The following is a 14248-nucleotide window of genomic DNA, read 5'->3' as shown; positions in this document are numbered from 1 at the left end:
CGGCGCTACTCCGCCGTCGCCTCGCGAATCTCGACCACGTCGGCGTCCGTCTTGAACGTCGTTCCGCCGTAGTGCGACCGCGAGGCGTCGTACCCCGCGTCTCGGAGTTTCTCGATGAAGGTGTCCATCGCCTCGGCCCCGCGACCCCACCGCTTGCAGAGGCGGTGCTGGTCGTAGTGGGTCGGCCTGTCCAGTTCGGCCGCGAGCGTCGCCAGCAGTTCGCGGGCGTTCTCGGCCGTGCCCATGTCGTCGGTAATCTCCTCGGCGACTCGCTCCGCGAATTCGGGGTCGCAGGTCCGGCCCAGCCAAATCGGCCCGGCCGTCTGAAGGTGTTCCTCACACACCGGGCAGGCGTCGGGCGCGTCGGCGATGAGGCCGTGGTCGTGGTCGCGCCACAGACACCGCTGGCAGTGGTGGACGTACCCCAGTTCGTCGATGCAGGCGTTGGCGACTTTCGCGCCGTGTTCGAAGTCGAGGTACGTCCGGGCGTAGTGTTTGGTCGCGTGGCTGAGAACCGGCCGGGCGGCGATGTCGTAGCGGGCGGCGGTCCGGACCATCGCCGACAGGAGGACGCGCATCCCCATCTCGGCGTGGAACTCGGTGTTGCGCGGGACCGCGCCGTAACTGCGGACGCCGCTCTCGAAGTGCGCCCCACACAGCGGCGCGGTGTCGGTGGCGGTGACACAGAGCAGGCCTTTCGTCCCCTGAATCGCCGCGTCGGCGAAGGGGATGGGCGTCCCGAACGGGTCGACATCGACTACGTCGAACGCATCCGAATGCATCAGGACGTTCGCGTTCTCGTGGTGGACCTCCCCGGCGAGGCCGTTGCGTTCGAGGTTGCGCTCACAGAGGGCGACGGCCTCGTCGTCCACGTCACACAGCGCCGTCTCCCACCCGTCGGCGGCCGCACGCACGCCCCGAATCCCGCTCGCGGCGGTGGCGTCGAGGTACGACTCACCGCCCTCCCGCTCCCGGTAGGCCCGCAGCGCCGCGACGGTGATGTCGCGGTTCAGCTCCTGTACCGGGTTGAAAAAGACGTTCTCGCCCTTCCCGGCGTCGGCCTGTTCGGGCACCTCGACGGTCACCTGTCCCTCGCTGACGCGCATATCCGTCTCTCCGCGCGGGGGCCGTTAAGTGGTTCGAACGGGCCGCGCGGTCACGCCGTCGCCGGGTCGTTTGGGACGGGGCGCTCGCGCGGCAGTCGCACCGTCACTGTCGTCCCGTCGCTCGTGTCGAACTCGAGGTCCCCCTCCAGCGTCGTGACGGCCCAGCGGACCAGCCACAGGCCCATCCCGCTCCCGTGATTCAGGTCGGTCTCGCGCCCGCGTTCGAGGACGCCGAGTTCGTGGTCGGGGACGCCGGGTCCGTCGTCGGCGACCGAGAGGGCCACCGCGCCGTCCTCGGCGCTCGCGGTCACCGAGACGGTGGCTGCCGGGACGTGTTGAAGGGCGTTCTCGACGAGATTCGTCACCACGACGCTCAACAGCGCCGGTTGGGTCCGCACGGTGAGGTCCGCGGGCACGGCGACGGTGACCGACCCGTCGTACTCGGGTTCCAACCCGGCGACGATGTCTTCGATGCGGTCCGCGAGGCCGACGGGTTCGAGCGCCTCGTCGTCGCCGCTGGCTTCCGAGAGGGTTCGGGCCTTGTCTCCCGATTCGACGAGTCGGTCGACGGCCCCTTCGATAGTCGCGGCGTGTTCGGCCGCCTCACCCTCCAATTCCGCGGCCAGCAACTCTGCCCGCGCCTGAATGACGACGCTCTCGTTGCGTACGTTGTGACGTAGGAATCGATTGAGCACCTCCAGCCTCCGCTCGCGCTGAATCTCGTCGGTGATGTCCTGAAACACGACAGTGTAGCCGAGATGGGTTCCCGAGTCGTCGGTGAGTTCCGTCCGCTGAATCTTGTACTCGTGGCGGCGGCCGCCGTTCTCGACGCCGAGTCGGTCGCGCTCGGCCCCGATGTCGAACTCGTCGCCCTCAATCCACGCGTCCAGCGGGTCGGTCAGCGCCGCCCGCTTCTCGATGGCGAGCATCACCTCGGCGGCTGGGTTGAGGTTGATGATACGCCCGTCGACGTCGACGATAGCCACCGGCGTCGCGATGTCGTCGATGGCCGCCCGCTCGCCCGCCCGCCGCGTCGCCGGGTGGAATTCGAACATCCCGCTGCGGACGAACGCGTAACTGTCGAGCGCGATGTGTGGCAGGAACAACAGCGTCGTCAGGTTGATGGCCGGGCCGAGTCCCAGCGCCCACGTCAGCACCGCGACACCCGGCGGGATGGGACTCAGGCCGACGGCGATGGCCTGCCGACGGTACAGCGGCCCGTAACTGACGACAGTGTCGAACAGCAACACCGTCGCCACGGAGACGAACAGCATCGAGAGGAGGATGACCAGATACCCCAGCGGCTGGAACGTGTAGGTCACCGCCGACGCCCCGAACACCGTCGCCACGCGGAAGCCGTCCCACAGCAACGCGTGTAAGGGGTTCGTCAGCGCCAGTATCGACGACGCCAGCGGAATCAGGCCGAGCGCCGTGAACGACCGGCTTTCGAGGATGTTCGTCCGCCCGGTGTACCCCAGCGCGAAGCCCATGAAGAAGTAGCCGATCCAGACCAGACACACCCAGGTCACCGTCTCCAAGGCCCGCCGAATCGTCGTGTCGGCGACCAACAGCGCGACGCCGTAGGTGACACACCAGACGGTGATGGTCGCGATGGTCGCCACGAACCACTTCGCGCCCGGTTTCTCCCAGTGGTCCCGCAACTGGGCCAGGAGGTACAGCGACCCGACCCCCGACGCGAACGACCCCAGCGCCACCCACGGGACCACCACCATAGCGTTTCGTCGGGCCGCGGCCTGTTTACAGTTCCGCCCACGCCGCCCCGGCAGACGACGCTGTTTTGTCACGCCTCGCCGTAGCCAGCGTGTGACCACCGTCGACGACTGGGTCTCGCTGCTCGAATCCGCGGGGGAACTCACCCCCGAGGCAGTGACGGCTATCGTCGACGCCCACGACCAGCGGGGGACCCGCGCCATCGAGGCCGTCGGCGAGAGCCGCGTCAAAGGGTACCGCGATTTCACCGTCGTCGTCGGCTACGAGGACGAGTACATCGTCGAGGACGGCGGCTGTCACTGCGCCGACAGCGAGTACAACTTAGACCCCGAGGACCCCGAGGACCTGTGCTGGCACGCCATCGCCGTCCGCATCGCCGAGGCCGTCGACGCTGTCGACGACCACGACATGTGGTACTCCGACGTGCGAGATTTCCTCTAGGTACCCCACTTTTTACTTCGTCGCCTTTCCTCGCGCGCTCACAGCGCGCGCTGTGAGAAGGCTCCTCGCAAAAACATGGGGAAAAACGGCCGCACTCGCGGCGTCGCCGCGAGTTCGGTGAAACCCCGCCTCCGGCGCGGTATGCTCTCCACGGTATGCCTGCCCTTCCCCGGGTCGGCCGACGGAGCGGCCTCTCGGCCACGGCAACCGCAGCCGTCGACCGCAACGACAGCGCAGCGTCGGTTCCGCGACAGCGGCCCGCTACCGCTGGTCGACGCAGTAGTCCACGTAGTTCCGCAGAATCCGCAGGCCCGTCTCGCCCGATTTCTCCGGGTGGAACTGAGTTCCGAAGACGTTCCCGGCCTCGTTGGCGACGATGGAGGCGAAGTCGACGCCGTAGTCCGTGGTGGCGACGACGGCCGCGTCGTCGTCTGGGACGGCGTAGTACGAGTGGACGAAGTAGGCGTACTGGCCGTCGACGCCCTCGACTAGCGGGTGGTCCCGTTGCACGTCGAGTTCGTTCCAGCCCATGTGCGGGACCGTCTGGTCGCGGCTGAAGCGGACGTTCTGGCCGGGGATGAGGTCCAGCCCTTCCACCTCGCCCTCGCCCGCGTGGTCGGCCTCCTCACTGGCCGTCAGGAGCATCTGCATCCCGAGACAGATGCCGAAGAGGGGTTTGCCCGCGTCGGCCTGTTCGAGCAGCGCGTCGCGGAACGGCCCGGCGTTCTCCATGCCTTCGGAGAACGCCCCGACGCCGGGGAGGACGATGCCGTCGGCGGCGTCGAACTCCGCGGGGTCTTCCGAGAGCGTGACGCTCGCACCGGCGCGTTCGAGGCCGCGCGTGACGCTCCGGAGGTTCCCCAGTCCGTAGTCGACGACCACCACGTCGGCGGTCGTCTGTCTCGCGTTCATACGTGCGCGTAGGCGAACGCGCGCCAAGAGCGTTCCCTTTCGCGCAAACGAGTGACGGAACCCGCCCGCCGTCGATGAGCGGCCACTGCGTGCCCCCCAATGACGTACCACACACACAGTCTAAATGCAGATGCTCACACAGCGAGTTGTGCCGGACTCTACTCTTATCGACGACGGTCCTGCTCTTCCAGGGCGGTTCGATGGTCGTCGTGGCCGCTATTCGCGTCTGCTTGCCGCTCAACGAACCGACCAACGGACAGTCCGCCGGAACTGCTCTGACGAATTCAGTACGACAGGGACAAACACGGTAACGCAGACCGCAGAGGACGTGTCGGTACGGGAGACTCCGAGCAGGAGCGGACCTAGAAGTCGCCCAATCGTCGCTGTCCGCTCTCGCCGTCGGTGAAGTCGGCTGCCTTTTCGAGCGTCTGCGCGAACGTCTCCTTCTGCGAGGGGTCGTACAGCGTCGCCGCCGGGTGGACACAGACCATCACGCGCCGCGGGTCGCCCTCGATGGGCACGTCGGTCACGTCGCCCGCCTCGCCGGTGACTGCCACGTCCCGACCCAAGAGATGTTCGGCGGGCACCTTTCCCAGTGTGACGACGAGTTCCGGGTCGACGCGGTCGATTTCTGTCTCCAGGTATCCGCGGCAGTTCGCCAGTTCTTCCGTGCGGGGGTCGCGGTTGTCCGGCGGCCGACAGCGCACGCAGTTGGTGATGCGCACGTCGCCGCGGTCGAGGCCCGCGTCGCGCAGACCGTCGTTCAACACGTCGCCGCTACGGCCGACGAACGGTTCGCCCTGTTCGTCCTCGTTCGCGCCCGGCGCTTCGCCGACGAACAGGAGGTCGGCGTCCGCCGGACCGACGCCGTTGACGATTCGCGAGCGCGAGTCACACAGTTCCTCACAGCGCTCGCAGGCGACCACGTTCAAACCCTCCATCTGCTCCATACCGGGCCTTCGAACCGCCCCGTATCAAGGCCGCCGGTCGGCGCTCACTCTCGCGCGGACTCGCCCGTAGTGTCGGCGTCGACCAGTCCGCGGGCCGCCAGTCGGGCGACCCGGAGCGGTTCCGGGCGACCTCCTTCGGGCGTGAACGCGCGCACCACGTCGGCGGCCGCCGCGTCGTCGAGGCCGACCGCGCGGACGTACACCGTCTCGTCGGTGACCGTGACTGGGTGGCGCTGTGGCTGACGGCGGTAGGTGTCCAGACGGTCGGCGACCGTCTCGGGGTCCTCGAACGCCTCGCGGATGGCCGACTCCAGCCCCGGCGAGTCCTCGAACGTGACCGAGAGTGTCGGCAGGCCGGTGTGGCGGTGAATCTCGTGAAGGTCGAGGACGTTGAACCACGCGGGAGCGATACCCGCGAGCAAGAGATAGCGCACGTCCTCGCGGGCCAAACGGTCGACCATCGCACAGACGGCGGCGGTGGCGTCGCTCCCGCCGACCGTACAGGTGTCGAAGACGAACCCGTCGACGACGCGACTCGCGCGGACGACTGTCCCGGCGAGATGACTGGTCCTGTCCCGGTAGGACTCGGCGACGCCGAGCGCCCGCACCCCGGCTTTCACGTGTTCGCGTCGTCGCTCCCTTTGATGTCTTGCAACCGGTCTAGTAGTTCGTCGTTCGATGCGGTGAACTCGTACTCGACGTCACCCTCGTGGGCGTTGTCCTCCGCGTCGAGTCCATCCTCGTCTTCGAAGTCGGTGTCGTACTCCTGATTGTCTTGTTCCGACTCGTCGTAGCTCCCGAACCCCATAGTACGTGTAGGACTATGATGTTCACACTGAAAAATGACTCGGCGGTCCGAATCCCGAGACGGCGGTTCGCACGCGCGTAAGCGCGTGTGCGTGTGCTACAGTTTTTCCCGCGGGTCGACGTTCCGGTTGCCCGCGTGGGCGTCGGCCCCCGGCGTCGGCGTCGCCCACCGGACGGCGTTGTCGAGGACTCGCTGCACGTCCGCGCGGTGGTAGATGGGATACGTCTCGTGGCCCGGCCGGAAGTAGAAGATGCGACCGCGGCCCCGACGATAACAGCACCCGCTCCGGAACACCTCGCCGCCCTCGAACCACGACGTGAACACGAGTCGGTCCGGTTCCGGGACGCCGAACGGTTCGCCGTACATCTCGGCCTCCTCGATGACGATGGAGTCGCCGAGGCCGTCAGTGATGGGGTGACCGGGGTCGACGACCCAACACCGCTCGCGCTCGCCCGCCTCGCGCCACGTCAGGTCACAGGGCGTCCCCAGCAGTCGTTTGAACGGTTTCGAGGCGTGCGCCGAGTGGAGGACCAGGAGGCCCATCCCCTGTTGGACGTGGTCGGCGACCCGTTCGACCACGGCGTCGTCCACCTCGTCGTGGGCGGCGTGGCCCCACCACGTCAGCACCTCGGTGTCGGCGAGGACTTCCTCCGTGAGGCCGTGTTCGGGTTCGCCGAGCGTGGCCGTGCGCGTCTCGTGACCCCGTTCGGCGAGGGCGTCGGCGATTGTGGCGTGGATGCCATCGGGGTACACCTCGGCCACCGCGTCGTCTTCGCGTTCGTGAACGTACTCGTTCCAGACCGTGACTGAAGCCATACGCCAACCGTCTCCCTCAGCAGAGTTAAACACTCGTCGTCGCCGCCACAAACACTCAAGCGAGTCGCGCCACACCTCCCGGTATGGAGGTCCACAACGTCACCGCCGACGCAGCGACGTTCACCTGCAACGCCTACCTCGCACTCGGCGAGCGAACCACGCTGGTCGACGCGGGCGCGATGGACGGCGTCGTCGACGTGATTCGGGAGCACACCGACTCGCTAGACGCCGTCGTCCTCACCCACCAGCACGGCGACCACGTCGAGCAACTGGACGCCGTCCTCGACGCGTTCGACGCGCCGCTGTACGCCTACGGCGAGCATTCGCGCCGGGACCACGCTATCGACGACGGCGACGACCTGTTGGTCGGCGACGAGACCTGTGAGGTCGTCTACACGCCCGGCCACGCCGAGGACCACGTCTCGCTGGTCTCCGAGAAGTCGCTCTTTTCTGGCGACGTGGTGGTCCACGACGACGGCGCGTTCGACGACGGGTCGTTCGGCCGCACGGACTACCCCGGCCAGTCCCGCGACCGACTCATCGAGAGCGTGCAGCGGCTACTGGAACGGATGGGCGACGGCGTCGAACACATGTACTCGGGCCACGGGAGCGTCTTCCACGGCGACGTGCGCGACGTCGTCGAGCGAGCGCTCGAACGGGCCGAGCGGCGCGAACCGAAGTACCCCGACGAGTAGCGCCGCTACCGACCCGAGAGAACCGTCGAATAGACGGGAGAACAGACGATTATGCGCTGCGCTTCTCTTTGGCCTTCGGGCGGAGGTTGCCGTAGCCGCACTTCCGGCACTGCTCGGCGCGCTGGGGGTTCCGGGCGTTACAGCGCATGCAAATCTGCTTGTTCAGGATTCGGTCTGACGCTTCCTCGAAACTAGCCATGCCCGTCGATTGCCGGTGGCGCGGTTTAAGCTTTGAGTTTCCGACCGGGGCGGTTTTGGGACTGGCGGGCGTTCTTGGGGTATGTACGACCGCGTCGCCGACCTGCCGTTGCACGTCGAGGACTGCGCGTTCGAGTTGCGCGAGCGACCGACCTCAAGCGGGTTCGACCGGGCGACCACCGTCGTCTCGCTGTCGGGCGGCGACGAGGTGGGACGGGGCGAGGACGTGACCTACACGAACGAGGACCACTACGTGCTGGTCAACCACGGGGACGACATCGACCTCGCTGGCGAGTACACCCTCGACTCCTTCTCGGCGGCGCTGGACGACGCGGACCTGTGGCCCGAACCGCCTGACGAAGAGCGCTTTCGCCACTACCGGCGGTGGGCCTTCGAGAGCGCCGCGCTGGACCTGGCACTGAAGCAGGCCGACACCAGCCTCGGGGCCGCCCTCGGCCGCGAGTACGACCCCGTCTCGTTCGTCGTCTCGACGCGCCTCTCGGACCCCGAGGGCGACGACCCGCCGTCGACCGACCGCCTCGACGCCCTCCTCTCGGTCCACGCCGACCTGGCGTTCAAACTCGACCCGACGGCCGACTGGGACGAGGCGTTCATCGCCGACGTGTGCGAGTACGACGTTCGGGTCCTCGACCTGAAAGGCCTGTACGACACCGAGGGCGTCGAGGTGACCGTCGACCCCGACTTCTACCGCCGGGTCGTCGAGGGGGTCCCCGAGGCGTTCGTCGAGGACCCGAACCTCACCGACGAGACCCGACCCGTCTTCGACGGCCACGAGGAACGGGTGACGTGGGACGTGCCCATCACGGGCGTCCAGAGCATCGAGGACCTGCCGTTCGAACCGTCGTGGCTCAACATGAAACCCTCCCGGTGTGGCACGGTGCAGTCGGTCCTCGACACCATCGCGTACTGCGAGGAGCGCGGCATCGGCCTGTACGGCGGCGGTCAGTTCGAACTCGACGTGGGCCGCGACCACATTCAGGCACTGGCGTCGCTGTGCTACGCCGACTCGCCGAACGATGTCGCACCCGGCGGCTACAACGACCCGGACCCGTCGCCGGACGTGCCCGCCAGTCCGCTCTCGCCGCCTGCGGACGCGCGGGGCATCGGCGTCGGGTTCGGGGCTGACGGTGAGTGAGTCACTCCTCGACCAGATAGTCGTCCTGCACCGCGACCACCTCGCTCGAATCGGCACACTCGGCGTACCGCCGTAGGGGTTCTTCGTTCAGTTCGAGGAAGGTGTGGCCCCACGAGAACTTCGAGAGAATCTCCTCGGCCTGTTCCCGGTCGCCGAGGATGCACAGCGCCCCCGCGAACGCCTCGACGGTGTTCAACTGGAACGGCGTCCCGTAGTTGACGGGATTTCCCGCGACCAGAAAGGGGAGCGAGCGGTGAATTCCCTGCAGGTCGAACGCCTCGCGTTCGGCCGTCTCCCACGAGCAGTCCAGCGCCACCAGTCGGTCGTGGCGCGCGCCGTCGGCGGCGGTCGGCCGGTCGGCGGGCGACAGGGCTTTCTCGGCGAAGGGGTTGAGGACGATACCCGGCGGCGTCGACCGGGTCGCCCGGTGTAACTCGGCGAGGTCGAAGCGGGCGAGTTTCCGGGCGCTACACTTCTTCGGGTCGTCGTCGCCCTCGTAGCGAACGTGCAGTTCCACGGGCGAGATTCGCTGGCGACGGTGAAAAACCGCTCGTTCGGCGCGCCTATGTCAACCACCATTAAGTATCGCTAGCGCGAGATGCAAGTGTGATTTCCGAGGGGGCGGCGGCACCGGGGTTCGAGTTACCGGCGTTAGTCGACGGTGAGCGACGGCCCCTCGCACTCGACGAGTACCTCGGCGAGGACGTGGTCATCCTCGCCTTTTACCCGGCCGACTTCAACCCCGCCTGCGACGAGACGTCCTGCGATTTGGACGAACTGGACCTCTTTACGATGCAGAAGGACGTGACCATCCTCGGCATCAGCCCCGATTCGGTGTACAGCCACCGGGCGTTCGCCGAGCGATACGACCTGAGCGTCCCGCTGTTGGCCGACACCGCCGGGGAGGTAGCCCGGCGGTACGACCTCGCGTTCGTCGACGACATCGGTCAGCGACTGCTCGAACGGGCCGTCGCCGTCGTCGACCACGACGGGGTCGTCCAGTACGCGTGGAGCACCGACGACATGACAGAACTCCCCCGCGTCGAGGAGATAAAAGACGCCATCGCCGACACCGGCGGCGACGACACCGCCTTCGCCCGCTACCGCGTCGGCCACGCCCACTACACCGAGGGACGGCGGGCGTTCACCTCGGCGATGGGCAGTTTCGGCGACTCCGAGTGGATGCTCGCGCAGAACGATTTCCAGCGCGCCCGCGAGGAGTTCGCGGAGGCCGAAGCCCGCTTCGACACCGCGGTCCGCTTCGTCGACGACGAGTCGCTGGTCCCCGTCTACGACGGGTCCCGGACGAAGGCCAACGCGCTGTGGCAGGCCGCCGATTGGCTCGCACAGTCCGCGAGCGCCTACTCCAGCGGCAGCGGCGGGTACGGGCAGGAACTCCGCGAGGACGCCGAGAGACCGCTGGAGAACGCCCGGAACTACGAGGAACCCCCGCCGCCCGACGAGTGGCCGCCCGCGATGGCCGACTTGGAGAAAACCGACGAGCCGTCGTCGTCGATTCTCCCGGAAAAGACGGAGCGAGAGAGCGCCGCGCTCGACGTGGACATCGACCACGAGGTGGACGCGGCCGACGGCGCGGACCCGACGAGCGCCGAAGCGGCCCACCGCGCCGACGCCACGACGGCCGAGACGGACGAGACGGACGAGACATCGAGCGACGACCCGGACGGGGACGCGACCGACGGTGAGGCCGACATCGACGACACCGAGATAGCCGAGATACAGGCCGAGGTGGCCGCCAACAATCCCGAGACGAACTACGAGGACGACGAGGCGGCAGACAGCGCGGGAGTGAGCGAGCGAACAGCGGACGGCGCGGCAGGGGACGACGGCACCGCAGACGACGCCGCGGCGGACCGGGCGGCAGAGACATCGAGCGACGACCCGAACGGGGATGCGACCGACGAGACGCCCGTCGACGGCGAACTCGAACTGACCGACCCGACGAGTGACGACGATGCGTGAGGACGGTCCCGACCCTGACGCACCGGCCGACCGGGCGCGGGCGTACTACCGTGCGCTCGACGAGGGCGACTACGACTTGCTGGAGCGGTTGCTGGCCCCGGAGTTCGTTCACGACCGACCGGACCGCCAGTTGGACGGGCGCTCGCGGTTCGTCCGCTTCATGCGCGAGGAGCGACCGCAGACCGACACGAGTCACCCGGTAGACGCAGTCTACCGACGGGTCGGCGACGGCGGGACCGAAGTCGTGGTCCGCGGGCGGTTGCTCGATACCGACGGCAACCGTCTCGTCGGATTCGTCGACGTGTTTCGGTTCGAGGACGGACGCATCTGCCGTCTCGATACCTACACCCGCTGACGAAACGAGGGGAGTACGTGGCGACTAACGAGTGATAATCGCGGGGAAACATTCAATTCGGGTCGCGAGAGGGTATCACATAGCAGTGAGTCTTCGCGCGGGTCGCACCCGCACACGAATCGACAGCGGGCCTGGCGGCGCTCCAGTTATGGGGCGTGTAATTATCCGGGACCCGGTGGTGAACCCAATTCATGTCTAAGCCCTCGTCCGACTCGGCCGACCACGTCCCCGGCACCCGACCGGGAGCCACGCAGATCCGCCGCGGCGCGAAAGCGCTCGTCACCTCGGCGTCGAACGTCCTCCTCGTGAAGGAGCGCCACGCCGACGGGACACCGTTCTGGACGCTCCCCGGCGGCGGCGTCGACCCCGGCGAGTCACCGGAAGAAGGGCTTCACCGAGAACTCGACGAGGAACTGCGCTGTCGGGGCCGCATCGGCCGACCAGTGACGCAGTTCTGGTACGCCCACGACAGCCTCGACAACACCGTCTCGGCGTACACCGTCTACGACTGCACGCTCCTGACCGACCCGAGTCCCGTCCACGACGAGGGAATCTACGACGCGCGCTGGGCTACCCCCTCGGCGCTCCCGTCGGCGACGCTCCCGCAGGTGCGACAGGTGTGCCAGCACGCGACCGACCTCCCGGCGGCGTCGGTGCTGGCGGACGACTAGTTACTCTTTCTCGCCAGCGCCGAGGGCGCTCTCGCCGACGGGTTCGGTGCCCTCGATGACCGCTTGTCCACCCATGTACGGCCGCAGGGCCTCGGGGACGGTGACCGTGCCGTCGTCGTTCTGGTAGTACTCCAAGATGGCGACCATCACGCGCGGGACGGCGAGGCCGGACCCGTTGAGCGTGTGGAGGTACTCCGCCGACTCGTGGCGTTCGGGCCGGAAGCGCAGGCCCGCCCGCCGCGCCTGAAAGTCCTCGAAGTTCGAGACCGACGACACTTCCAGCCAGCGGCCGCCGATGTCGGGGCCTTCCGCCATATCGTCGCCCGGTGCCCACACTTCGATGTCGTACTTCTTGGCCTGCGTAAAGCCCATGTCGCCGGTACACATGTCCAGCACGCGGTAGGGCAGTTCGAGGCGCTCCAGTACCTCGGCGGCCTCGTCTAACAGGGCGTCGAGGCGGTCGTAACTGTCCTCGGGGCGGACGAAGTTGACGAGTTCGACCTTGTGGAACTGGTGGACGCGGACGTACCCCCGCGTTTCGGTCCCGTGCTCACCGGCCTCGCGGCGGAAGTTCGGCGAGAACGCCTGATGTTTCACCGGGAGGTCGTCGTCCAGCAGAATCTCGTCGCGGTACATGTTGGTGACCGGCACCTCCGCCGTCGGCAGAAGCCACAGGTCGTCCTCGTCGTACTCGTCGTCCTGCCGCGCGCCGACGCGGTAGGCGTCGTCGTCGAACTTCGGCAACTGGCCCGTGCCCTCCATCGACGCCGAGTTGACGGGAATCGGCGGGAGGATGTCCGAGTAGCCCTGCTCGCGGTGGACGGCCAGCATGAACTGGATGAGCGCGTGTTCCAGTCGCGCGCCCTCCCCCTTCACGAACTGGTAGCCGCCGCCGGTGACCTTCGCGCCGCGCTCGAAGTCCAGAATGTCCAGTTCCTCGCCGAGGTCGTAGTGCGGGACGACTTCGTCGGGCAACTCCCGCAGGTCCTCGAACCCCTCGCGGTAGGCCTCGACGTTGTCCGCCTCGCCCTCGCCCGTCGGCACTGACTCGTGCGGGACGTTCGGCAGTTCCAACAGCGCCGCCTCCAACTGGGACTCCAGTTCGTCGGCGCGGTCCTCGATGTCCTGCAACTCGTCTTTCAGTTCTTGGGAGCGCTCGATGGCCTCCTGGGCCTCCTCGTCTTTGCCCTCCTGTTTGAGCGCACCGATGGTCTTCGAGACTTCGTTGCGCTCCTGTCGCAGGCCGTCGCCTTTCGCCTTCAGTTCGCGCCACTCCTCGTCGATGGCTAGCACCTCGTCGAGGTCGACGCCCGTGACGCCCTTCCGCTCGATGGCGTCCCGGACCGTCTCGGGATTCTCCCGGACGAACTGTCTCGATAACATGTCCGACGGTTCTCGACGGCGGAAATTAGTCGTGTCGGTCCCCGGCGACTGGAAGAGCGCACGACCGTTCACGTCCGTTCATCGTTCGCGGCAACTGGGTATACAGTCGTTTCCAAAGTATACACATAATTACAATATCGATGGCTTGCGTATCAGGATACTGTCGCTAACCGTCGAGTACGCTCGCAGAACCGCCGTGAAGCGGCTCTGATACCGAACTGGCTCACCAGCGACGGGTCAATCAGCTATGAACAGAGACGACACAAACAGGCGGGACGTATTGAAAATGATCGGTGCCGGTATCGCGGCCGGTGCGGTCTTCACTGGCACTGCCAGCGCTCAGAAGCAGTACGGGGGCGGGAACGGTCTCGGGTCGTTTCTGAACGAAGCGGCACACCTGAAGGCGAACCCAATCTGGGACGGCGGTATCGTCGACCGAACCGGCCTCTCCAAAACGGAGGTCGTCGTCGGTTCGACGACGTCGCTCGACATCCCGCCCGAGGAGTTTCCACCGAACCTCGAACGACCCGACGACGGCCCGTTCGGCTTTGCCCCGCGCGTGGTAAAGGTCTCCCCGGAGACGACGGTCAAGTTCCTCTGGAGCGGGAACTTCTTCCCGGTTCTCGACTCGACGCAACCGTGGCCGCACGACGTGGTGTCCCTCGAACGCGACGAGAACGGCGACCACGTCTTCCACAGTCCGTTCCAGCGAACGGGCGCGTGGGAGCACACGTTCACAGAGGCAGGAACGCATCTCTACTACTGCCACCCACACGGCAACCCGGTCCGAGACCATCCCACGTACGACTACAACCTGATGGGGATGCGCGGTGCCGTCAAGGTAGTCGAAGAGTAGGGCGACCGTGCCCCCTCGCCGACGGTCCCAAGACGCGCAGGGAACTCGACATCCATCGGCGAGGGGGACGGGATTTCCTCGACGCACTCGTCGCGCTCGACCTCCTCGGACGCGAGGGCGGGCGGTACCGAAACACGGCGGCGGCAGACGCGTACCTCGTCCCCGGAACGCCGTCGTATCTCGGCGG

The 14248-nt window shown here is 67.2% G+C and carries 17 protein-coding genes; 7 read left to right on the top strand and 10 right to left on the bottom strand.

Annotated elements, in window-relative coordinates; all coding sequences use genetic code 11:
* Positions 1–5: 5 nt before the first annotated feature.
* Positions 6–1106 carry a tRNA (guanine(26)-N(2))-dimethyltransferase gene (locus tag NJQ44_RS01545; protein ID WP_254272924.1) on the bottom strand — a complete coding sequence of 367 codons (1101 nt, stop codon included), beginning with the start codon at positions 1104–1106 and terminating at the stop codon, positions 6–8.
* A 50-nt stretch (positions 1107–1156) separates the two neighbouring features.
* On the bottom strand, positions 1157–2839 hold the full coding sequence (locus NJQ44_RS01540; protein WP_254272923.1) for a histidine kinase N-terminal 7TM domain-containing protein: 1683 nt from the start codon (positions 2837–2839) through the stop codon (positions 1157–1159).
* A 91-nt stretch (positions 2840–2930) separates the two neighbouring features.
* Between NJQ44_RS01540 and NJQ44_RS01535 the strand changes: the two genes are divergently transcribed.
* Positions 2931–3278, top strand: a complete 348-nt coding sequence (locus NJQ44_RS01535) for a hypothetical protein (protein WP_254272922.1) — start codon at positions 2931–2933, stop codon at positions 3276–3278.
* Between the two features lie 261 nt (positions 3279–3539).
* Here the strand turns inward: NJQ44_RS01535 and hisH are convergent, their stop codons facing one another.
* The 5 genes from hisH to NJQ44_RS01510 form a co-directional block, all read right to left on the bottom strand.
* Positions 3540–4190, bottom strand: coding sequence for an imidazole glycerol phosphate synthase subunit HisH (hisH, locus tag NJQ44_RS01530; RefSeq protein WP_254272921.1), 651 nt, complete (start codon positions 4188–4190; stop codon positions 3540–3542).
* Positions 4191–4552: 362 nt separating this feature from the next.
* Positions 4553–5140 carry a uracil-DNA glycosylase gene (locus NJQ44_RS01525; RefSeq protein WP_254272920.1) on the bottom strand — a complete coding sequence of 196 codons (588 nt, stop codon included), beginning with the start codon at positions 5138–5140 and terminating at the stop codon, positions 4553–4555.
* A gap of 44 nt (positions 5141–5184) precedes the next feature.
* A complete protein-coding gene (locus tag NJQ44_RS01520) occupies positions 5185–5760 on the bottom strand; it encodes an endonuclease dU (RefSeq protein WP_254272919.1) in 576 nt (191 codons plus the stop codon).
* The gene (locus NJQ44_RS01515; RefSeq protein ID WP_254272918.1) at positions 5757–5948 is read right to left on the bottom strand and encodes a DUF5786 family protein; all 192 of its coding nucleotides are present in this window, start codon (positions 5946–5948) and stop codon (positions 5757–5759) included. The genes NJQ44_RS01520 and NJQ44_RS01515 overlap by 4 nt, the downstream gene beginning before the upstream one ends.
* Before the next feature lie 96 nt (positions 5949–6044).
* Positions 6045–6764, bottom strand: coding sequence for a ThuA domain-containing protein (locus tag NJQ44_RS01510; RefSeq protein ID WP_254272917.1), 720 nt, complete (start codon positions 6762–6764; stop codon positions 6045–6047).
* Positions 6765–6847: 83 nt separating this feature from the next.
* On the opposite strand from NJQ44_RS01510, the gene NJQ44_RS01505 reads away from it, so the two are divergent.
* A complete protein-coding gene (locus tag NJQ44_RS01505) occupies positions 6848–7459 on the top strand; it encodes an MBL fold metallo-hydrolase (RefSeq protein ID WP_254272916.1) in 612 nt (203 codons plus the stop codon).
* Between the two features lie 49 nt (positions 7460–7508).
* Here NJQ44_RS01505 and NJQ44_RS01500 read toward each other — a convergent pair whose 3' ends face one another.
* A complete protein-coding gene (locus tag NJQ44_RS01500; protein ID WP_254272915.1) occupies positions 7509–7658 on the bottom strand; it encodes a 50S ribosomal protein L40e in 150 nt (49 codons plus the stop codon).
* Positions 7659–7739: 81 nt separating this feature from the next.
* On the opposite strand from NJQ44_RS01500, the gene NJQ44_RS01495 reads away from it, so the two are divergent.
* Positions 7740–8813, top strand: a complete 1074-nt coding sequence (locus NJQ44_RS01495; RefSeq protein ID WP_254272914.1) for an enolase-like domain-containing protein — start codon at positions 7740–7742, stop codon at positions 8811–8813.
* Position 8814: 1 nt separating this feature from the next.
* Here the strand turns inward: NJQ44_RS01495 and NJQ44_RS01490 are convergent, their stop codons facing one another.
* Entirely contained in the window at positions 8815–9330 is a 516-nt protein-coding gene (locus tag NJQ44_RS01490; RefSeq protein WP_254272913.1) for a DUF367 family protein, read from the bottom strand.
* An 89-nt stretch (positions 9331–9419) separates the two neighbouring features.
* Here NJQ44_RS01490 and NJQ44_RS01485 point away from each other — a divergent pair, with 89 nt between their 5' ends.
* From NJQ44_RS01485 to NJQ44_RS01475, 3 genes are all read left to right on the top strand, one after another.
* A complete protein-coding gene (locus tag NJQ44_RS01485) occupies positions 9420–10796 on the top strand; it encodes a redoxin domain-containing protein (RefSeq protein ID WP_254272912.1) in 1377 nt (458 codons plus the stop codon).
* On the top strand, positions 10789–11151 hold the full coding sequence (locus NJQ44_RS01480) for a nuclear transport factor 2 family protein (RefSeq protein ID WP_254272911.1): 363 nt from the start codon (positions 10789–10791) through the stop codon (positions 11149–11151). Before NJQ44_RS01485 ends, NJQ44_RS01480 begins: the two co-directional genes overlap by 8 nt.
* 191 nt (positions 11152–11342) lie before the next feature.
* Positions 11343–11822 (top strand): NUDIX hydrolase, encoded by a 480-nt coding sequence (locus tag NJQ44_RS01475; RefSeq protein WP_254272910.1) that lies wholly within the window; start codon positions 11343–11345, stop codon positions 11820–11822.
* Here NJQ44_RS01475 and serS read toward each other — a convergent pair whose 3' ends face one another.
* On the bottom strand, positions 11823–13205 hold the full coding sequence (gene serS / locus NJQ44_RS01470) for a serine--tRNA ligase (RefSeq protein ID WP_254272909.1): 1383 nt from the start codon (positions 13203–13205) through the stop codon (positions 11823–11825).
* Positions 13206–13452: 247 nt separating this feature from the next.
* Here serS and NJQ44_RS01465 point away from each other — a divergent pair, with 247 nt between their 5' ends.
* Positions 13453–14061 (top strand): twin-arginine translocation signal domain-containing protein, encoded by a 609-nt coding sequence (locus tag NJQ44_RS01465; RefSeq protein ID WP_256557192.1) that lies wholly within the window; start codon positions 13453–13455, stop codon positions 14059–14061.
* Positions 14062–14248 lie beyond the last annotated feature (187 nt).

The organism is Haloarcula marina, assembly GCF_024218775.1.
Taxonomy (GTDB): domain Archaea; phylum Halobacteriota; class Halobacteria; order Halobacteriales; family Haloarculaceae; genus Haloarcula; species Haloarcula marina.
The sequence above is the reverse complement of the archived record's forward strand: the minus strand, read 5'-3'. Positions and strand labels throughout refer to the sequence as shown.